At 48.7% G+C, this 21,806-nt stretch carries 12 protein-coding genes; all 12 read right to left on the bottom strand.

The annotated features are described in order from the left end of the window. Nucleotides 1-110: 110 nt before the first annotated feature. The 12 genes from ACSQ8O_RS11255 to ACSQ8O_RS11200 all read right to left on the bottom strand — a co-directional run bounded on the left by ACSQ8O_RS11255 (nt 111) and on the right by ACSQ8O_RS11200 (nt 21,622). Nucleotides 111-2,471: a helix-turn-helix domain-containing protein gene (locus ACSQ8O_RS11255; RefSeq protein WP_436241631.1), complete on the bottom strand. Its 2,361-nt coding sequence runs from the start codon at nt 2,469-2,471 to the stop codon at nt 111-113. Between the two features lie 72 nt (nt 2,472-2,543). Next, nucleotides 2,544-3,410, bottom strand: coding sequence for a carbohydrate ABC transporter permease (locus ACSQ8O_RS11250; protein WP_436241630.1), 867 nt, complete (start codon nt 3,408-3,410; stop codon nt 2,544-2,546). Between the two features lie 56 nt (nt 3,411-3,466). Beyond that, complete coding sequence (locus ACSQ8O_RS11245) at nt 3,467-4,435, bottom strand: ABC transporter permease (RefSeq protein ID WP_436241629.1); 969 nt, start codon at nt 4,433-4,435, stop codon at nt 3,467-3,469. A gap of 328 nt (nt 4,436-4,763) precedes the next feature. Next, nucleotides 4,764-6,296: a sulfatase family protein gene (locus tag ACSQ8O_RS11240; RefSeq protein WP_436241628.1), complete on the bottom strand. Its 1,533-nt coding sequence runs from the start codon at nt 6,294-6,296 to the stop codon at nt 4,764-4,766. A 7-nt stretch (nt 6,297-6,303) separates the two neighbouring features. Further along, nucleotides 6,304-9,615 (bottom strand): glycosyl hydrolase, encoded by a 3,312-nt coding sequence (locus ACSQ8O_RS11235; RefSeq protein WP_436241627.1) that lies wholly within the window; start codon nt 9,613-9,615, stop codon nt 6,304-6,306. A gap of 291 nt (nt 9,616-9,906) precedes the next feature. Further along, nucleotides 9,907-10,959, bottom strand: coding sequence for a glycoside hydrolase family protein (locus ACSQ8O_RS11230; RefSeq protein ID WP_436241626.1), 1,053 nt, complete (start codon nt 10,957-10,959; stop codon nt 9,907-9,909). A 239-nt stretch (nt 10,960-11,198) separates the two neighbouring features. Then, nucleotides 11,199-12,641, bottom strand: coding sequence for a sulfatase-like hydrolase/transferase (locus tag ACSQ8O_RS11225; RefSeq protein ID WP_436241625.1), 1,443 nt, complete (start codon nt 12,639-12,641; stop codon nt 11,199-11,201). Continuing rightward, on the bottom strand, nt 12,638-14,254 hold the full coding sequence (locus tag ACSQ8O_RS11220; RefSeq protein ID WP_436241624.1) for a hypothetical protein: 1,617 nt from the start codon (nt 14,252-14,254) through the stop codon (nt 12,638-12,640). The genes ACSQ8O_RS11225 and ACSQ8O_RS11220 overlap by 4 nt, the downstream gene beginning before the upstream one ends. Before the next feature lie 60 nt (nt 14,255-14,314). Further along, the gene (locus tag ACSQ8O_RS11215; RefSeq protein ID WP_056623732.1) at nt 14,315-15,199 is read right to left on the bottom strand and encodes a carbohydrate ABC transporter permease; all 885 of its coding nucleotides are present in this window, start codon (nt 15,197-15,199) and stop codon (nt 14,315-14,317) included. Between the two features lie 12 nt (nt 15,200-15,211). Next, nucleotides 15,212-16,123 (bottom strand): ABC transporter permease, encoded by a 912-nt coding sequence (locus tag ACSQ8O_RS11210; protein ID WP_436241623.1) that lies wholly within the window; start codon nt 16,121-16,123, stop codon nt 15,212-15,214. Between the two features lie 223 nt (nt 16,124-16,346). Continuing rightward, a complete protein-coding gene (locus tag ACSQ8O_RS11205; RefSeq protein ID WP_436241622.1) occupies nt 16,347-18,575 on the bottom strand; it encodes a helix-turn-helix domain-containing protein in 2,229 nt (742 codons plus the stop codon). Nucleotides 18,576-18,619: 44 nt separating this feature from the next. Continuing rightward, nucleotides 18,620-21,622, bottom strand: a complete 3,003-nt coding sequence (locus ACSQ8O_RS11200; protein ID WP_436241621.1) for a chondroitinase family polysaccharide lyase — start codon at nt 21,620-21,622, stop codon at nt 18,620-18,622. Nucleotides 21,623-21,806: the final 184 nt, after the last annotated feature.

Below are 21,806 nucleotides of genomic sequence, written 5' to 3'. Positions count from 1 at the left end.
ACATTAGTACATTCCACTTTGATCGACAATCGGACTTTTTTGTACGGCCATTTCAGCAGGTTTAGGACTATCTTGCAACTTGCACATCGATGCATAAAGCCAGAAAACCCTTATTCCGTGCGGTTTAGCTCGCGAAACTGACTTGGGGTAATGCCTTCGTACTTTTTAAATAGCCGGTTAAAATAACTGTGCTGATATCCGATGGCATCGGCGACTTCATTGATTTTCATATCCGTCTCAATGAGCAGCGACTTGGCGTTGCTAATTCGAATGTTCGTCAAGAAATCGATGAAATTAATGCCTGTAATCTGCTTGAACGCCCGGCTTAATGTATATGGACTGGTGCCAAATAAATCTGCGCACGATTCCAACGACAGTGGCGTCATGTACTGCTCGCGCAAATGAACGATGACCTGTTCAATGATTTGTTTGAAGTGATAATCCTGCCTAGAGATCATCTCCTGCACGAAAACACCGATCACTTTGTGCTGGAACCACTTGAGCATTTCTTCTGGCTCTTTAATCTGCGCCAACTGCTCGAACAAGTTCACGCTGCCGAACAACTGCACCGGATTCATCCCGGACTGCAGGGATGCGTATCGAATGCTTCCTAGAAGCTGAAGCATGCCTTGTTGCAGCATGAATTCCGTAGAACCATTGGCAGCCAACTCCTTCATGAACTGAGCGATGAGATCGATGGCACCCGACTCCTGGCCGTTACGGATTGCATTAATAATTTCTTTATCTAAGGTGAAGGGATAGCCCGTTTCCTTATAGACGTTCAACTTGGAAAGCTGCTCCGTTTTAATAATCTGATTCTCGTCGAGTAGATCCCGATAGACCAACGCTTGCTTCACTTCCTCGAACAAATGTGGAATTTGTTTCACGTTGTGGACCCATTTACTGACCGATATGGTAACCTGCATTTTCAGAATACGGTTAATGGCTCGAATGATCTCTTGGCACACCTGCTCCAAATCGTCCTCGAGCCATGTCGGCGGATGGGATAACGGAAAGGACAGCAGAACCCCAATTGAAAAGTTATGGAAATTAATAATCTCTGCCTGCTCATATTGGCTCCTGATTAACTCATCGATAATGTTAGAAGCGGCGAAAGTTACGAGGCTCTCATCCCCTTGAGAGAACCTTCCCTCGAGGTTTGCGAAACCCGTCAACTGAAACATCAACGCAACAAATTGACGATCCTCCGTTTCCCAACCATATCGCTTCATCCGTTCCTTCATGTCGTTCTCTTGCAGTGAAATCAAGTAACCCTGTGCTAGTTGCAGGAAGAAGCCTTCGCGTAAAAGCGGCATTTGCTCCTCAAGCTTATGGCGCATCGTTTCCGTTTCCTTGGACATATGCTGCCAATGCTTCTCAATCATGGCGAATTCGTCTTTCACTTCATCGTTCTTTTCACCAGACAGCAAAGTCATCAGACGCTGTACGGGATGATAGATCCGGCGGGATACGAACCACGAAAGCAGCAGCGCAAAAAGCAAACCTGAGACGCTAATCACCAAGATCCATTTGGAAATGGCAATGACTGGCGCAGTAATGGACGAAAGCGGTGCAGCGGAGATATACACCCATTTTTGACCTAGTCGATTAAAATGACCGTAAGAAACTGAATACGAAACCTTGTTGTAATCAAATAAAAACGATTCCGGTTTCGCATCTTTCACTGCCGCTTCGCCAAGCTCCATTTGATGCTTCGCGTAGGCCTCTTTGAGCGCGAGATCCAATTCCGATCCTCTGGCTCCGCTGCTTGATAAATTCCATTCGTCCTTCTCGTTGAACAGCATCGTGACCCCCTCATCATAGGGAGTCAAGGTTTTCAGCACCTTCAGCAGATTATCCTGATTCAAAGTGGCAATAAGAGCACCGAAGGGTTCGGTGCTGTCGCCTGGGATTTTATTTATTATGGCAAGTCCTTGTTTACCTGTTCCTTGCGGCTTCCGTAACATCCAGAACATCGACTTATCATGCTGGAGTAAGGTCTCATAGTTATTGACGTCGGACTGATTGCTGAGAAATGTGTAACGTTCTGTTGAGAACATAAGCGGACGCGGCTTGTCCAGAAACAACTCCACCTTTTGCAGAAAAGGATGCGCGCTCTCCAGCGACAAGAGGGTCCGGTACATATCCTGAACCGTATCGTAATTATAAGCAAAATTAATCGTTTTCAACTTCTCGTCGAACTTGGAATCGAACGCCCAGTGCGATACGGTCATTTCCAGAAATGCAAGCTGATCGTCAATATTGGCTGCCCGGTTAGAAATTTGATTCTGGTGGAGCCCTTGCAGCTCTTTTTCCACGTTATTCGTTGCGATCCAATAAATGCTCAGACCGATAATCAACCCAGGAATACTTGCCATAATCAGAATCATGACAAGGCTCTTCCGGAAAAACCGCTTGTTATATTTATATTTCTGAATATAGCCGAGTACGTTATTGAAGATTCCAGCCAAGATGTTCACCTTCCCATCACTAATATTCTACACGCTTCGACATCTTGGGCTGGAATCCCTCCCCTCAGGCTGCTACCCCTTAACCGAGCCTACCATGGCCCCTTTAGCAAAATGCTTTTGCAAGAAAGGATAAACCAGCAATATCGGAACCGTCGCGACGATCACTGCGGCCATTTTTAACGTTTCAGACGGAGGAGGAACACTAGAAACATCCATCCGGAGATCCGCATTATTGGCATTGAGTAAAATATTTTGCAGCATAACCTGAAGCGGCCATTTGCTTGCATCATTAATATAAATCAGTGCATTAAAGAACTGGTTCCAATACGCGACAGCGTAAAATAATCCGAATGCAGCCAACGAAGGAAGCGACAGCGGCAAAATGATCCGGAAAAACGTCGACAGATCATTGCACCCGTCCATCGAAGCGGACTCTTCCAGCTCAGCGGGGATGCTGTCGAAAAAGCCCTTCATCAAGATCACATTCCAGCCGCTGGCAAGCGCCGGTAAAATCAACGACCATAAGCTGTCAATCAGGTGCAGCTCGCGAACCAACATGTAGTTCGGGATCATACCGGGATTAAACAAAATGGTGATGAGAATCGCAAGCAGAGCGAATCGTCTTCCGCGAAGCCTTTTTCTAGACAAAGTATACGCCAATGAAGCGGTAACGACCAAGCTCAGTGCCGTACCAACAAGGGTTACGTAGACGCTCACACCGATCGATCTCGGAAAGGCGCCCGTCGCCATTAGAAATTTATACGATTCCAACGACCACGTCTTCGGGAAGAGCACGAAGCTTTCTTTCAGATATTCCGTCGGATCGGTAAAAGAAACGACAAACACATAATACAGTGGAAAAAAGGTGATGACACCGACCAGCCCCAGCACAGCAATATTTGCTATGTTAAACAACCGGTTGCTCAGCCCTACTTTCATATAATTCCCTCCTAAGGACATTGCTATAGCTACGTCTTATCGATAAGAAGTGACGTTTAATATACGCCTTCTTCGCCCATCTTTTTAGAAATCCAATTCGCAATTACAACCAAGATCAAGCCGACTATCGATTTAAACAAACCAGCAGCGGTACTGTAGCTAAACTCGCCTTGCTGAATACCGACCCGGTATACATACGTATCGAACACTTCCGCCACTTGGGAGACAGCGCCATTGTACATCAGGAATACCTGTTCAAAGCCAACATCCAACATATGTCCAAGGCGCAATATAAGCAGCGTGATGATGACCGTGCGAATCGCTGGAAGCGTAATGTGCCACATTTGGCGAAACCGTCCTGCTCCATCAATTTTAGCCGCTTCATAAACCCCAGGATCAATGCTGGCCATCGCTGCCAGGAACAGAATCGTCCCCCAACCGCATTCTTTCCAGATGGATTGAACAGTAAGCATAGCCCAGAATGTATCGGGATTCGTTAAAAAGTCGATTCTAGCAAAGCCTAACCCTTCCAGCATTTTGTTGACCAAACCTTCCCCCTTGGCAAACAACAGGAACGTTAAGCCAGAGATGATGACCCACGACAAGAAATGCGGCATATACACGATCGATTGAATCACCCGTTGATACAATACGCTTCGCAACTCATTCAAGAGAAGCGAGAGTACGATCGGCAGCGGAAAAAAGAGCACGAGATTCATCAGATTAATCGCCATCGTATTGCGGAAGAGCAGCATAAAGTCCGGATTGGTAAAAAACCGTTCGAAGTGCTCGAATCCCACCCATTCACTGCCGGTAATGCCGGCAAACGGAGAAAAGTTCTGAAATGAAATGACGACGCCCCACATCGGGACAAATTTGAAGATCAGAAAAAACAACACACCTGGCAGTGCCAGTAGATATAAGTATTTGTCACGTTTTAAATCCCGCAGAAGGCCTCCCCTGCGCCAAGTTCGGGATTTCGCAGAATTGCCGAAAGACTCCGATTCTGGTTGTACCATTGCCATCCTCTCATTCCCCTTTCCAGTTATGTTATCGAATGATATCAACTTAGACTAGTTTCGTACCGTTTACAATCAGACAATATTGTTTGGGTACATGGCAATTTTGTCGCAAGTGGAACGGGGATTGCGACTATTTTGCCGATTGAGACAATATTGTGCAGTGGCCTAAGAATGGCGTCACGACGGGAAAAATGGTGTGCTAAGACGGCCTCACTGCTGGAGACTGCCACTCTTTTACATGGGCTCCCGTCCAAATGAAAAGGGGCATCCCCCTCGTCATCGACGCTTGGGATAGCCCCTTCTTTCATTTAAAACGTTCAAGAAAACTCGATTACGCCAACGCCGCAAGCCCGTGCCTGTCATAAAAGACCGGACCGCGCGACCAAACGCAGGCCAAATGCATAAGCAGCTCACCGGTCATCCGTTCACGGATCCCCGCATACTTCTCATCGCCATACACATTGTGCCATTCATTCGGATCCGCTGCTAGATCGTACAACTCCCCTTGATACTCGCCGATTCGGCCGATCGCCTCTCCAAGTGTACCTGGCAAATACACGATCAGCTTGTAGTCCTGCTTTCTCCACATCAAGGCAGGAGCCGAATGATGTGGTTCCGCTCCTTTGCCATGAAATTCGCAGAAAGTCCCAATTCGCTTGGTCTCGCCCAGTAAATCGAGTCCGGGCAACTGCGGATTGCGCAGCAAGCCCGCTACCTTCGACAAGGTCGGCACGAGATCCACCAGCTCAGCCGGACGATCGTCCACCGTCCCGTGGGCCACTTGCGGCAAATAACTGCCGGCCAAGATCATCGGCACACGGACGCTGCTCTCGTACAAACAGTATTTGCTGAAGCGGTGCTGCCGTTCGCCCATCATCTCGCCATGGTCGGAGACGAAGACGATCAAGGCATTGTTCAGCCGCCCTTGCCGCTCCAGCTTCTCCAGCGCCTTGCCTAAGTAATCGTCAAGCCAGGAGCAATTCGCCCAATAGCGAAGCGTCGTCCGCTTACGTTCCTCCGGTGTCATCGCTTCCCAGACATGACGCTTCTCCCAATAGTTGATCTGGCTGCTCTCATTGACAGCGTCCGTCGCAGCCAGATGCGTATCCTGCTCAAGCTCCCATGGCGGCTGCGGAATATCGGGGATCTCGTTAATATCATAGAGATCCTCGAATTCCTTCGGCACATTGAAGCCGGCATGCGGCTTTAAAAAGGAAAGATAGAGAAACAGCGGGCGCGACTCATCCAGCCCCTCGTCGATGAAATTCATACATTGCTCCGCCACCCAACCGTCACGGTGCCAAGACGTCGGCACTTGACTCGTGCAGCCGATGTAGCCTTTCGAATTTTCTTCGCCGCCGCCGTAGTCTTTCGTTTCTTCATAATAAGCAGCGAGCCCCTCCGGCTCGACATCCCCCATCATGACGGCGCCGTCTTCGTAATGTCCACTGCCACGGGACAGACCGACGGCCCTCACCTCGAAGCCTCTCGTGGACGGAACCGCGGTTTTCACGCCGTGATTCCAATGCGTTTTCCCGAACCCTGCGGTCTGATACCCCGCTTGCCGCATCAATTCCGGGAGCGGATCGCTTGGCAGCTTATCCTCATCATACAAACCGCCGTGATTGGTTCGTACCCCGAGCTGCGATGGATAGTAACCAAACATCATCGAAGTGCGACTCGGCACACACATCGGCGCCTGGCATACCGCCTGGCTATAAGTGATGCCCTGGGCAGTCAGCTTGTCGATGTTCGGTGTATGGATATGTGGGTTGTATGTACCGATACAATCCCAGCGCTGCTGATCCGTCATGAAAAAAATAATGTTAGGTTTAGGCGATCCATGTTCCGTGTTGTGTGGCATAGAAGTCTCACTTCCCTTCCCGGTTCTGGTAGGATTGCACGCGCTCAGCAGCGTGCACCGACTTCAGTTCGTGCTTTGCATAATCGAAATACTTCCCTTCCAGCAAGCCGATTAAGGTATTGGTCACGCGCACTTCCATACGATTCATACCTTCCCTCAACATAGATGTCTGGCCGCGGAAGTGGTAGGGCATCCATGTGCGCGCACCAAGGGAAACACCGTTCACCAGTACTTCCGCCACGTCGTGGAATTCACTGTCCAGTCCCTCGAACGTAACCTCGAAGCTATCTTCCACTGGCAATCGGTCAAGCTCGATCTCACGGCTGAATGTCATCGTTCCAGCAAAATACGGATAACCCGCGTATGGACTGGCAGCGAGCGGCTGCGCTTGAACAACCGGACGATTCAAGATAGGACGCTGCTCCGCATCAAAACCGGTTTGGAAACTCCCTGTTACATACAGCGCATCGATCAGTCCGTTCCAATCCTGTTCAATCGTAACTTCTACCTCAATTTCATTGACTTCAGGCTTCAAATAAGCTGTAATCTCGCAGCCCACATTCATAAAGTCATACACATTGTGTCGCGTAAAATCCGACTTTTGGAGACGATGGCCGTTTATCACTACCGCTCCCTCACCGGAGATCGCACCTTGATCCATCACGAGGTGAACCCGGTCGAGATGCTTCTCCATAACAAAGGTTGTCGTATAGTTCGCCTGCAGTGGATACGCTAGCTGGATGCGCATTGGCGTCCCAAACAACTGGCTCATGTATACGGGCAGCTTCGTCGATGCAGCAAGATCGGCACACTGATCAATGAACGTCTTCACTTGTACCTGTGGAGCTGCGTCCTGTGCACCTTCTGCCGAACTGTTCACACCTTGCACGGATAGGTGGAACGTATCCAAGCGTACCGCATTATCCTCATCGGTCTGCATCGTCCATAAGGTTGAGTCGGACGCGTCGATTTTCAACGTCCATGGTTTGTTCTGCACGACTATAGCCGCGTCAGTATGGCTACGTGTGATGCGGAACAGTCTGGATTCGTACGCGCCGAGCAGAACCGGCAATGTCCAGCCATTGACAAAGATCTCAGTCTCAACAGGTGTCTCATCGCCTCGATCCAAGGACAGCTCTGTAAACAGAGCGGCATTCACATCATTTTCATCCCAAAGAGCGGTTGATATTTGTAATGACAAATCACGTTCCGCCTCTTCCTGATTGCTTACGAAAACAAGGAAACTGTCCATGTCAATCCGGCGAGTCTGCATAAGAATACTACGCCCGCCGTAAGCCGGGTTCAGTTTCACAGCCAGCGGCTGTAGCTCCTCGAGTAGTGATGTCATGCTGCCCAGCGTCGTAGCTTCGTCAGCCGACGCCGCGAACGGCAAGTGATACGCACTCTTTGTGCCTTTGGACCACGACAAGAGCGCTTCGGCGTCTTCGTCCCAGAAATGCTCGGCGACAGGCTGCGGCAAACCGAAGGTGCTCGCTGAAGAAGCCGCGTCCCAGCCGCTCACTTCAATTGTCTGGTACGGCAATTGCCCCAAGCTGATCACCGTTCCGCCTTGCGCCAAGAACGCATCCAGCTTCGCCCACGCGCCGCTCTCCAAATTCGTCATCGGCGGCATGATCACGATTGAATAGCTGGCATTGCCAAGCAGAATCTGACCGTTCTCTACCACAGCTTCCGCGAGCAGTTCCGTATCCAGATGGTCGTAATCCCTGCCACTGTAGGTCAGCTCGTTGCAAATGCGTGTCCACCACGCTTTCAAGTCACCAAGCTTACGCTTCTCTTCGGCGTTGTTGCCACCGTAATCAAAATGGTGGAAGGGATTGCCCATGTGTGCCCACAGCGAGGTTGTCGGTTGAAGTACCGCTGTTCGAATATCTGCTTCGCCGCAACTCATGACGTAGCTGATCCGTCCGACATAATCGCCGAGTTGTCTGAAATACGGCCAATATGGATTTTGCAGGAACTGCGACGGCGGCGCGTCATGCTTCATCAACGCATCGAGCGTATAGAAAAAAGCATGGAAGTTAAAGAAATTCGTGCCTTGAGCAGCCATACGGTCGATCATCCACTTGGCATCCTGAATCGTCATCGACCATCCCACACTATGGAAGCACTCAATCAAGTTGCGCTCACGGCCGAATTGGCGGGCAATGGAGCTAACCATTTTGGCACTCGACCGAAAGCTTTCCGCCTGATTATTCAAAATCCAATCCAGTGAACGTCCGAGCTTCTCATGAGCGGTATCGCCTCCCGGCACATGGCTGTACCGCTGTGTCGTATGCCGTACGGAAGGCACCTCGGTCACGTACTGCAAACCATACCGTTCGCACCAATCGTGCACCTGCTCATGGTAAGCGCTAAGAAGCAGCTCATGAATAGCTTGATAGTAATCATAACGAATACGAGCCGACTGCTCCCCTTCTTCATACAGCAGCGCATGAAGGTGCTCACGCAAATCATAGCCGTTTCGTTTCAGGAAAAATTGCGGCAGCCGTGGAGACCAGGGCAGCTTGCCTAACAGCCCGATCTCGTCGGTAAACATGCCTTTAATCGTACCGCCGAAGTATTCGCCCAAGTGCTGCGCATACTTATCGTGGGTCAATCGAATAAACGTCGCCATTGCTTCATGATTGCAGGGATCGACGAACGTTCCGTAGTATTTGAAATCTTCGATTTCCTTCTCCTGCATAATCAGCACTTCCCAATCGCCTGCGGGAGCCGTCCATTCCATTTTCTGAACGGTACGGTACGTAAAGAACCGCTTTTGGTTGTAAGCCGTCAAGCCCGCTTTCTGAAAAATCGGCTCCGCCTGGAAGTTACCGATCGACGAACGGACGTCTATCGCCTCATTCCACAGCTTAACTCCCTCCGGACTGAGAGGAATCGCTTTGGCATATAAAATGCGCGCCCACGGCAGCTCCATGGACAAGTGCTCTCCACCTTGCACACGCTCTGCTCGATGCTCGAGTGTATAGTGTTTGGCCTCTGGGTGCTCCAGCGTCACCTCGCCGCCCGCGATCCCGCTCGGATATGGGTACTCATCATAGAGCCACACCTGCAAGTTGCGGCGCTCTGCCGCTTCAACCGCTACGCGTACTTTTTGAAACCAGGCATCGGATAAGTAAGGTACCTCAAGCCCTTGTCTCGCACAGACGAAGAATCCCCCCAACCCCTTGTCCGCCATCTCATCGATCTGGTAACGAATCTGTTCATCATTCATATCTCCATTCCAAAACCAAAAAGGATGGATCCGGTAAGTCGCTTCCGGATGCGCAAAAGATTGCATCGTAAACTGGGCCATGTAAGCACATCTCCTCGATAAGTGAATAACTGCTTCCTTCTATATAAGCACTATATAGGAAGTCACTTTGCCCTAACAATCGCACTATTTTGACAGCATGCACTTTCGCCTGCAACTATCTTGTCGGGTTTGCACATCCTTGCGAAATCAAGCCAAATCACGGTCGGCTGACGATAAAAGATTTGAAACTCCACCTGTATAGAAATATTCCAATGCTTATGTAAAAAAACGGCAGCCATGCCGGCTGCCGTTTCATCAATCTTATGTGGTTTATTTGTATCATTTTATGCCCTAACCTTTGTTATCCCGTTTCAATGGAATGACCATATTCCAGGTATTCGCTGCTTTTGTAAATTCACCAGGGCCGTCAGCTGTAGCAAAAAACATATGGGTGGGTTCGTTATTTTCAAATAAAATAAACGGCCTCTCCAGGCTCCCCATGACCTGTTCCGTGCCATCATCCCATTTGATACTCCGGGTGTATGACTTTTCTCCCTCAAGAGCTTCCCAGTGTATCCCATCCTGCGAACTTGCCAGAATCCCGCCATGATATTCACCACAAATGTTGCCAATCATATCCTTCGCGATCATTTCATAGCCGCCAGGTACCTGATAAATAAAAGGATCCTCTAAGCAGAATTTATCTGTTGGAAACACAGTCTCATCCGCTAAAGCCGTATAGGGTCCCCTGTAATGATCGGCCTTTGCAACCCCGAACGACATGGTTTGACTGTGCAAAAAGGTAGGATACGGCCTGGATTTGTAGGTTCTAGTCTTATACACCAGAAGTACGGATCCATCTTCATGCATGCACGGCGCAGGATTAGAAGTGAAGAAATTATCGAACTTATCCGGTCTTGGCTGTAAGATGGGAGAATCCATTCGTTCCCACGGCCCGTATACACTCTTGGAAACAGCAATGCCAATCCGCTTATTAGCTCGCGCTACGATACATCTTGGATCATGAAGATCATAGGACTCTGCCTCTTCAGGCGATACATCCATAAATGGGTGCGTGGACCCCATATAGTATAAAATATACGTGTCCTTATGCTTCACGATATGCGGGTTATGCGTACTTCTTCCATCCCAGTATTCCGCTCCTCTGAAAGGAAGAACAACTTCTTCAAATTGATAAGGTCCCTCGGGAGCGTCCGAAACGGCTCGCACCACCTCGGATGCGACTAGCCAGCCAGGATGCATCGGCAGGTATTTAGGCCATCTGGAAGCGAACATATGATAGCGCTCATCCTCGCCCTTCACAACAGAACCGCACCACACCCAGTAGCCATCCATTCGAAAACCGCCAGATCGTGGCGAGGGTAACATTTGAGTAGCTAACATCCAACTTTCCTCCTTGGGTAACGAAATGGATCAGACGCGTGCCTAGATGGACTGTTCGCGCCCATAGAAAAAGCCCATCTTGTGCATTATCGAGCACCAAGCTTTCTTGGATGAAAGTATCCAGATTCGGCGTGATGACCGGGTCAGCATGCATGAAGCTCAGTGATTGCTGCCTCAGTTGATCCGGAAACACATTGACCTAATTGGGTCTTTTCATTGCTGTATCTCTCCCACTCGTGTTACTTAAAGGCGCCGCCTTCGGTGATCCCCGCCTTAAGCGGAGCTAGCTGACCATTTCCCGTAACAGGTGCAACCCGGCCATCCTTACTTGGATCTGTATATTTCACGAACCATTCGCCGAGTCTTCGTCGCATGTCTTCCAGCACCTCTTGGCATGCAGCATCATGAATCTGATTTACATCTTCGTTCGGATCATTATGCAAGTCATATAACTCGTGTGGACCGTAAGGATAACGATGTACATATTTCCAAGCTTGGGTGCGGATCATGCGAACCGGTCCGTATTCGTCATAAATAACAATATCCTCATGACCGTCGTCCTCTTCTCCCCGTAATAGCGGAAGAAAACTGCGACCTGGCAGCGGATATGGATCCGGATTGGACAATCCCGCATAAGCCAGTAGTGTTGGAAACATATCATATTGGCTAACCAGTTCACTACAAACATGACCAGCAGGGATGACACCTGGATGGCTGAAGATTGCGGGAACCTTAACGGAAGTATCGAACATATTCAGAGGGAATGTCCCGTTTCCTTTGCCCCAAATGCCGTGATGCCCCATATTCATACCGTTATCGCCCGTAAAGATGAGGAGTGTCTGCTCCCTTAATCCCTGTTCATCCAGCCTTGCAATTATTCTGCCGATGCCGTCATCCATAGCAGTAACAGATGCATAATAGCCTCGAAGCAACTCCTTACGGCGTTCACCTTCGCCATGCGGTGCAGATGTGATTTGATTCACATGCAGTGGCAGCTCAGGAACAGATTCGAACGGGCAGTCCTTATACATGGACACAAAGGTCTCTGGGTGCTCAGAGCACTCCCAAGGTGAATGCGGCGCTGTGTAATGAACGCTCAAGTAAAAAGGATTGTCCTGCTGCGAGAGCTCATTCAGAAAGTCGAGTGCCCGATCCGTAATCAAATCTGTCACATAGCCATCCACTAGTGTAACCTCGCCATTTTCCACAATATCAGGCTTCATATACGAGCATCCGCCCCTGGCGATGGAATACCAGCGTTCGAAGCCTTTCTGTGGGACCGTGCTGGAACCAAGATGCCATTTCCCGCTCAAAGCGCAAGCATATCCAGCTTCGGCCATAAGCTCCGTATACGTCAGCTGACCAGCCAAATATTCAGTAGCTGTACGCTCGTCAGCAAAAATCGGCTGACTCTGCACCTCTTCCCGCAATGCGCTCCGAGTCACATTGCCGGAGCAAATCCAGTCATGAACGCCGTGCTGAGACGGCATACGTCCAGTCAATATAGAAGCACGCGCCGGGGAACATACCGGCGACGTGCAGAAGAAATGATCGAAACGCATCCCTTCGGCTGCAAGCCGATCGAGATTCGGGGTGTGGATTTCGTGATTACCTGCACAGCCAAGTGCCCAACTCCCCATGTCATCGGCCAGTATCACAATGATGTTCGGTTTCCCACTCATTTCGTTGTTTTATACCGATCGTAAACCTGTTGGTAAATTTTTACCATTTTATCCATTCCCATGTCATTCAGCTTTTTCACATAATCGTCCCATTCTTTGTCGATACCACCTGTAAGCATCCACTTCGCATACATTTTACTTACATAGGCATCGATATCCGTCAAGTAGCGGGAAATCTGATCGCTCTCTTCCGCCGTGAAATAAGTTTTCGGGAACGCATTGTCAACCAGATACTTGCCGTATAGGTTATCTACATCTACCTTGGAGCGGATTTGCGACGGTGAAGGCGGCACGACCATATCAGTGACAGCTTTGGTCAGCGCCCAGACTGAATAGGCGGTTGGCGGCACCTTCATGAAGTCTTCCGAGTTGGCTCCTTGCGGCAGTGCAATCGCATCGTATTTACCATCCGATCGCTCTTTTAAGCTATCGCCTCCGATAACCCCTCTGCTCATTTGCATGGAAATTTTCGGATCATACGTGTAGTCAATCCAGCGAATCGTCGCTTCCGGATGTTGATTCTTGTTCGTAATGGCGAATGATCCTCGTAACAAAATACCGTTTGCATATTCCGCCCAAACCGGATCTTTACCGTTAGGCCCTTTCAGCGGCGGAAGCGATACATAGTCCTGGTTGGCTGGATTCCAATCGAACACAACGCCTACAATTCCTTTGCTTTCTTTGGCCGTGAGCACCTTGCTATCCTGAGTAAAGCTTTCTGGATCTGCCAAGCCTTCGGCGAAAAGCTTGTTGAAATATTCAATTGCCGCTCTGTACTCTGGCTGTACCGCTGTGTAAATAACTTTATCATTTTCAACAGCTAGGTGATTGTTGCCCGCTTTATGTACATCGCGATCAATTCGTCCGAAAGCACCGAAGAAGGAATTTACATCACTGTTCCAGTTTTGTAGGAACGATAGCGGGATTTGATCCTTCTTGCTGTTACCGCCTAAATCGTTCTCTTTAAAGGCCTTTAGCGTTTTATAGAGCTCGTCGGTCGTTGTCGGCATAGGTAACTTTAACTGGTCAAGCCACTTTTTATTGATAAACATCGTCGATTTCGTCCGCGAATAGCTTTCGTCGATCGTAGGCAGCGAATAAATGTGCCCATCCGGCGCGGTTAATTGCTTTTTATAGGTCGGATTATCTTGCAGCAATTTCTTCACATTAGGGGCATATTTCTCGATCAAATTCTCAAGCGGGATGAGAATACCTTGAGAACCATACTTCACAATATCTGTGTCTTCGCTGAGAATACCGTGCGCATAGAAAGCGTCGGGCAGCTCGCCGCCGGCAAACAAGAGGTTCTTCTTCTCTGTCCAACTGCTGCCCGGGGTCAAATTCCAATTAATATGAAGGTTTGTCGTGGCCTCTATATCCTGGAAAAGCTTGTAGTCGTTCAAATCCTTACCTGAAGGCGGCTTAAACCCCGCTATATTTAGCGTCAGCTTCTCTTTGGCGATCGGGAAGCCGCTCACGTTCATATCGGATGGAACAGATCCTTCCGACTTGCCGCTCACCTCTGGTGCGCCTTTGTCTGAACTGCAGCCTACAAGTGCAACTGACATGCCTAGCACTAATCCTAGTGAAGCTTTTGACCATTTGTTTTTCATCTTTTTTTCCCCTTTCTGATTAAGAGATTACTCTGCCTATAGTAAGCGAAGAAAACGCGATTACCCTTTGACTGAACCGACCAATGTGCCTTTGACGAAATACCGCTGCAGGAACGGGTACAAAATCATAACGGGCAAGCTGGATATGATAATAATACCGTATTTCATCAGCTCCATCCGTTTCTGCTGCTCCTGCGAACCATCGAGCATCCCCTGCATATCGGAGCCCTCATTCATAATCAAGATATTCCGTAATATGATTTGCAGCGGCTGCTTGGCGTTGCTTTTCAAATAAATAAGCGCTTGGAAGTACGAATTCCAGTGCCCTACGGCGTAGAAGAGAACGATCACCGCTACGATCGGCAGTGCAAGTGGAATGGCAATTTTCCAGAAAAATTTGAGATTAGAACACCCGTCCATTTGAGCTGACTCGAGCAATTCCCCCGGTATATTGGTTTGAAAAAACGTCCTTACAATAATCACATTGAAGACCGAAACTGCATTCGGAATGATCATCGCCCAAGTCGTATCCAGCATGTGCAGCTCTTTGACAAGCAAATAACTGGGAATAAGTCCGCCGCCAAAGAACATCGTAAATACAAGCAAGAACATAAACACATTTCTACCAATTAGATCCGAGCGGGATAGCACGTACCCTGCAGTGATCGTGAGCACGACGTTAATCGCCGTTCCCGTGAGTGTATACCAGAGCGAATTACTGAAGCCAAGCCAGATGGAGGACTCGGCAAGCAGCCGTTTGTAGCCGTCCCAGGTTATATGTTCAGGAAAGAATAACAACTTCCCGGAATAAACCAGGTCAGGATCTGTAACAGACGCGGTCAACACAAAATAAAGCGGATACAAAACTAACAGCACCAGAATAGAGATGAGCGTATAGTTGCAAATATCAAACAGGAGATCCGCTCTTGTTCTCGCTAGTTTCATCGGTTCTCCCCCTTACCACAAGCTAGTTTGTTTTAACGATTTTGCCATTTTGTTCACGCTGATCAGCAGAATAAAGTTAATCACGGTATTGAACAGCCCTATCGCTGCGGAGTAGCTATACTGCCCCTGCACAAGTCCGGCTTTATAGACATACGTCTGAATAGTCTCCGACGAGTCAATGTTGAGCTGGTTTTGCATCAGATACACTTTCTCGAACCCAACGCTCATCATATGGCCCATATTCATGATTAGCATAATGATAACCGTCGGCATGATGGATGGAATATCCACGTGGTAGACACGCTGCAGCTTGGATGCACCATCAACGGTTGCTGCTTCATGCAGATCTGGGTTGACGGCAGTCAAGGCTGCCAAGTAAATAATCGTCCCCCATCCAACGCTTTGCCATACGCCTGAGAAGACGAAAACGGTCTTAAACCATTCAGCACTGCCCATGAAGAAAATTGGCTTGATGCCTACCATACCGAGGAGACTGTTGACCGCTCCTGTTTTCGGTGAAAGCAGCAGATATACGATGCCGACAACGACTACCGTAGAAATGAAATGGGGAGCATACGTAACCGTTTGCACAAAACGTTTGAATCTTTCGCTCGTTAGCTGATTGATCATCAAGGCCAGAATGATTGGTGCCGGAAACGCGACCAGCAGTTCATAAATAGAAATGCCTAGCGTATTCCGAATAATGGTAACAAGCTGGTACGACTCAAAAAATCGCTCGAAGTTATCGAATCCTACCCACGCACTTCCCATGATGCCTTTCACTGGGTTGAAATTTTTGAAAGCAATTTGAAGCCCGTACATCGGGAGATAGTGGAAAATAATGAAATAGGCCAGCGTGGGCAAAAGCAGTAGATATAAGTCATAGTTACGGATAATACGCTTAAACATTTGTTGTTGTGTCATGTTGTTCTTTCACCTCCGCTAGCTATCAGCTCTTCATGTCTCATTTGTACCACCCTTTTAGACCATCCGTATATAAGTGAGATCGCTACATGGACTATGCCATTCTTGATATTGGCCTGATTTGGCCAAGAATAAGTCATTTTTAACTTGTCTATATGCTAATTTCAATGCGGAATAGCAAAAAAACGCCTCTTCTAAGAAGGGGCGCTTGATGAACATGTCATCATCGATGCTGTTTCCGATACTCACCCGGTGTGACACCAACTGTCTGTTTAAACTTGCGAATAAAGCTGGAGACATCACTATAACCAATTTGCTGAACAATATCTTTTACGGAGTAATCCTCTGCCTTAAGTAGTCGTTTGGCATGATCAATTCGAACTTCGTTCATATAGTCCATGATGGTCCTGCCCGTCTGTTCCTTGAAATATCTGCTCAAATACGATAAGGATAACGAGAAATGCTCGGCGATCCTCTGCACAGAAAAGTCATATTCCCCACAGTGCCGTGATATGTACTGCGTGATTTGCTGGATCAATGCGGATGGAATTGCCGGCTTCTTCGATTCAAGCAAATCACAGTAGGTTGCACAGGCGGTCGTCAGAAGATCCACGATTTCATCCAATGTCATATACTCAGTAAGAGTCAACACGTCGGGAAAGCTGGCTGTAGCCCCGCCTGAATTGCGCTTATTCGCGTAGGCAATAAACTTACGAATCATATCGTAACAAAGCTCTCTAGCAACAAACAACGTAAGTCCACTCTGCTTCATCCGCATGCCGATTTGGTGGACAGTTTCGGTGACTCGGCCTGCATTTCCGTGCTGCAGCACGATTTCCAAATCCTCCAGCACTCTTCTGGGGCTTAAAAGGTCGGCATGGTCGTGCACGAGCAGTTCATCGAAGAAAATGACCCGTTGATTGCCTTTAATCAGTTTATAATCGATCGCTGTTGAAGCTTCCAGATAAGAACGGCCCGCTTGCACCAACTCAGCATAACGGTTGCCCACCCCCATCGTGATGGGCGCTTGGAAAACGGCTGTCAGATGTTCGTGCATCCGATCCAGCCATTCCCTCCAATCCTCTGGCGAACAGCCTGATGATACAATAAACAGCATCCGGCGATCTTCTAAACTTTCTTTGCGATACCCGACGATTTGCCCTCCGAACCACGCTTCCACCTCTTCATACAGTCTACCTTTCATAGGCACAAAAGAAGCAGGAAATTCCAACATTAACACCGATGTTTCCGAGTAAGGGAGTAGGAAGCCAATCTCTTTCCCCTGTTCATTTAACGCTTCGACTGAAGTAAACTCACCCTTCAGTATACTGGCAAGCAGGTGCTCCATAACAGCGGAACGGTTGGCTTCCAGCTTCAGCCCCAGGCTTCGGTTCGAATCCGCCATATCATGAATAACGTTACCGATCATCTCAAATACGTTCGCTCTGCGGAGTGACTGGCCCCGTATCGTCTCCACAAGTGCAGCAAGTCTTTTAACCGGATTATAGTTAAAAATCATGAGCACATAGACGAGCACGCAGCCTGCAAGGAAAATAACAGCCATCCAGCTCCCCCATTGCCAAATCGCTCTGTTAATGGGGGCCAGCAGGGTAGACTTAGGAAGCATCGTGACGTAAGTAAACCCACTCTTGTCCGATTTCTTGTAAGAGGCTGCATAGGTAATATGCTGAATTGTAACATCCTGATATTTGGCTTTGCCGTTCACAATTTTGCCGAAGAAGCCGGGATCGTGCAAGTAGTCAGTAGGCGTTTGAGCCGCTAAGACGCGCCCTTCCCTGTCGAACACAATAGCATTGCCCCCTGCCACCGGCAAGCTTTTGAGCAATTCGTTTTCCTTCAAGATGAACAAAACTGTGCCGTAAGGATGCAGGCTGTTAATCGGAATCGGCACAATGTAGGTAACTAGCCGCTGATTAGGCAGCCCTGAAAAGCTAACGTCCTCCGCTGGCCTTAGCTGCGGGGTTGTCAAACGGTTCAAGTCATCGTTAAACTGCGCTGAGGTCCACTGTTTATACTGATAAAATTCATCAATGAAGGAATTGACCTTATAGATACTTGTCGATGAAAGCAGAAAATCAGTCCCCCGAATATGCAAAGCAACTTCCCGAATGCTTTCGTCAACAACCTTGCTTTCCAGCACCTTTTTCCCCTGATAGACATTGTAGTAATCATGCGTCAGCACATAAGGCGATAGCTCGGAAACACTCTCTAGTTGACCTGCAATCCGATTCAATAGGATCATCTTCTGATCCATCTCATCCTGCAGATCTTGAAGAAGCGCCTGATTGTTGCGTTCCACATCATCCCCGACGATATGAACCAACTGATGGTAACCGGTCACCCCTAATACAAGCAGCGGGAGCAAAAATAACGCCATGTAGGAAAAAAGATAACGATAAAAGACCGGTAGTTGGTTAATCGCCGCTTTCATCTTTTCGCCTCCATTTCGATTTGTATTTGAGCATTTCTAAGTGATTACACGATTGGAACCAAAACAAGCTCCTTTGGCATCCCATCTTGGCAGATTAGCTCAACGACACTGCAATCCCCCTCACCTGCAAAAACTTGAACTCCCTGTTCAGGCGACGAAAGCATCCACTGTCCTTTGAGCGTAATTCGCATCGGATGTGCAATGCTTTCCGCATGAACCCACTTGCGTGAATAGACACTGACTTCTTTCTGAATCCCGTTCCTATCATATTGATCCTTTTCGATTTCCTCATATAAACGAAGATCCGGATCGACCGCACTCATCGTCAAGGTTCCGCTTTCCTCGCGAATCATGACCATTGCTGGCGTATCAACTGCCGTCACGTACCCGATTCCGAGACAATCGTCCGCTTCGAACAGCGCGTATGCGGTTGTACAGCTCTCTGCATCAAACACCACATGTGCTGATCGATTCTGACGCAGCACCTTATAAGGCGCTGTATCCGGATGCTCCATCTGCTTATAAAAGCGCTTAACTTGTCCGCAGTCCGTATCAACCAGAATTGCGTACGCGTAGCTGCCCTCAGTCGGTGAAGTCCCATGATCCAACCATGCTGCAGCAAACTCCCCTTGCGTATCGACATCTGTCGATTGATGCTTGGAATGTTGTGTGTCTTTCGAGACAGAAACCGTCTGCCCGGCTGGAATATAATACCCGTTCCCTTTATTGTCCAATATCCATGTGGGATTGTCCAATTGCTTTTTTTGGAAATAAGGAAAATCATAAATCGGTCCCGCTTCGTCAATCCAGAGCGGATCTTCCCTGACAGGCAAATGATTCTGAAACAGGGTCGTTTCTGTCCTGTTTGCTACATTGTCGTTTTCGATACCAGAACCCAAGCAAATAATGCGATTATCAAAGAAAAATGCCGACTTGCGCGCTCGATGACTCCCCTCATATTTGGGATGCTCATGAAGCTTCATGGCAAACATTCCGTTGTGCCCTTCCAAATGAAGTCCGCCTGCAAAGGTTTCATCCGAAAGGAGCATTTCCTCAAATCCGCTAAACGTATCTACATTGCAAACGTTAGCCCGCAGCTCCTCAAAGGGCTTATGCACCGTGGTTGTCCCCGGCCATCGGTTCCAATCCCAACCGTCGTGCTGATAACCGCTGGCATGATGATTAACCGGCTCACCACGGCTCATTATCTGAAGATGGCCGTGAGATATGTAGCGGCCGTACAGATTCGCGTTCACATACGTTTCGTTCGCCCACAAATAGCGGCTATGCCCGCGCATGCCAGCAAGCCAAGAACCACGCCGATGTATGGCCAACGCGGCGTAGTTCATCGTCCAGTGACCGTTCGGTTCTGGTTCCGCTATGATGCCCATTGCTTCAAAGCGACGTGCCGCTTCCGTTCGATCACCTTGTTCTAGCAGCCTCAGGTAAGCTGCAGCAACCTCTGCATCTACCTCGCTGCGACCTTCAGGTGTGCCACTGTCAGCCAGAAAAACAAAAGGCTCCGGATCTAGCGCCCACTTGCCTGTCGGATGACGGGCAGATAGCGAGATCAGCCATTCACGCTTGTTGCTGTACAACCGCATAGAAAGTAGGGCCTTTCGTATCGTCTCATGTGCTTCTCGGCTGACACGGAACGGGGTACCTTTCAATACGTACATCATCGGCGTCACGCCTTGAAAGCCGCCTACTGCATACGCTGGGTAATGATTGACATGGTGATAAGCGGACCCGTCGATTTTATACGCTGCACGCAAACCCGGAGCAGGCAACAACGACTGGGAGAGCCAATCGCTGAATGCTTTCAGGTCCCGTACTTTTTCAGGTGTGTCGTCCATGATCAGCAAGGAAGCGAGCATCCCGTGCAGCGTCGTGTTGTAGATGTCGATGTTGCCTTCTACTTCTGCAAGTGGCGTATGCGTGCGGCCCACGCCGCTGAACCAACGCATCGTCCGCTGTGTCCGTTCCAGGATTCCCGCCTCTTTAAGATCAGCTCTCATAAGAAATACGGCAGGATAGTAATCTCGGAAGTTATAGCCAAAATGATGGACGGTTCCTTGAGAGCTGCCGTACGTCCAGCCTTGATCCTCCATATAGTCCAATACGGTTATAAACATTGCCTGCAGATCAGCTTGTTGTTCCGCTTCCTCGCAAGACTGGAAACAGATCGCCGTTTTCAGCAGGAAATGTGTAATCTCGCTCAGCTGTACACCGTTGGAAAGGCGTTTCAGCTCCTCCTTTAGCAGAGGCGGATAATGATCGAAGAACAGCTCGATCGGACGGCCTGTGAGAATTCCACCTTTACGCGCTATCCCATACTCGGCGAAACGCTGCTGAAGCAATGTGATCTCTTCCTTCGACACACGCCGTTTCTTGAAGAAGAGCGCCTCGAACCGCTCGTTCATCAGCCCAAAGGCATCTTGCTCTTCCTGTATAACCACTGAAGGGCTCGCATGCTTCGGAGCTAACTGTTCAAACGCATATAACGAAAGCCAGTGTGCGTTTGCAGATACATCGGCGCGAAGGTTTACCAACGGTACCTGAAGATCCCTAGTATGAAACCTAGGATCGATCGGCGTGTTCAGCATCATCTGATCGATGAACAACGTACCTGGCTGTATGCCCATTGGCATACGGATTGTAACCGTATCCATATCTGGATGAGGGCACCCCGTCATATCCCGTTCATAAGCAACCCAAGCGGTTCGCCAACCACGGAAATTCAACCCAAATTGAAAGGAGCAATCCACGGCTTGTCCACTGCGCCCGAACTCGAATACAAGTTCGCCCTCTACCGCAGCAGCGTTATAGATCCAGATCGCAAACGAGTCGCGCGCCTGATCCTTCGTTCCTTCCTGAAACGGACGATATCCTATCGACTCTGTGACGATCACGGTTGAATTTTCTGTATAATCCCACTGCAAGCTAGAGTTGCCATCCTTGTAGTATTGATTCGTAATGGACAAGCGAGAATGCCTGTCACAGGTAAAACAAGCTGGGATACCGCTTTCAAAACTGAAAATAGTCATTCGTCTTTCCCCCTCTTCTACACCTAATCTGTCAAAGTGACTCATAAGAAAGTGTAGAACAGCGCCTACCCGCGTGTAAATCGGCGGTTTCCTTCCGCGCATATGCGAAATCTGAACACGATACATATCAGTAGTTGTCTGCAAAAAAAAGTTCACTCAATTGAGTGAACGTCGAATTACTTCA

This window comes from Paenibacillus sp. LjRoot56, from assembly GCF_964253335.1.
GTDB lineage: Bacteria > Bacillota > Bacilli > Paenibacillales > NBRC-103111 > Paenibacillus_E > Paenibacillus_E allorhizoplanae.
This window is presented reverse-complemented; position numbering and strand designations above follow the sequence as displayed.

Coding starts and splice junctions, on each gene's coding strand:
- ACSQ8O_RS11205 (WP_436241622.1), bottom strand. CDS start 18,575: ATGAAAGCGGCGATTAACCAACTACCGGTCTTTTATCGTTATCTTTTT.
- ACSQ8O_RS11200 (WP_436241621.1), bottom strand. CDS start 21,622: ATGACTATTTTCAGTTTTGAAAGCGGTATCCCAGCTTGTTTTACCTGT.
- ACSQ8O_RS11215 (WP_056623732.1), bottom strand. CDS start 15,199: ATGAAACTAGCGAGAACAAGAGCGGATCTCCTGTTTGATATTTGCAAC.
- ACSQ8O_RS11220 (WP_436241624.1), bottom strand. CDS start 14,254: ATGAAAAACAAATGGTCAAAAGCTTCACTAGGATTAGTGCTAGGCATG.
- ACSQ8O_RS11210 (WP_436241623.1), bottom strand. CDS start 16,123: ATGACACAACAACAAATGTTTAAGCGTATTATCCGTAACTATGACTTA.
- ACSQ8O_RS11245 (WP_436241629.1), bottom strand. CDS start 4,435: ATGGCAATGGTACAACCAGAATCGGAGTCTTTCGGCAATTCTGCGAAA.
- ACSQ8O_RS11225 (WP_436241625.1), bottom strand. CDS start 12,641: ATGAGTGGGAAACCGAACATCATTGTGATACTGGCCGATGACATGGGG.
- ACSQ8O_RS11240 (WP_436241628.1), bottom strand. CDS start 6,296: ATGCCACACAACACGGAACATGGATCGCCTAAACCTAACATTATTTTT.
- ACSQ8O_RS11230 (WP_436241626.1), bottom strand. CDS start 10,959: ATGTTAGCTACTCAAATGTTACCCTCGCCACGATCTGGCGGTTTTCGA.
- ACSQ8O_RS11235 (WP_436241627.1), bottom strand. CDS start 9,615: ATGGCCCAGTTTACGATGCAATCTTTTGCGCATCCGGAAGCGACTTAC.
- ACSQ8O_RS11250 (WP_436241630.1), bottom strand. CDS start 3,410: ATGAAAGTAGGGCTGAGCAACCGGTTGTTTAACATAGCAAATATTGCT.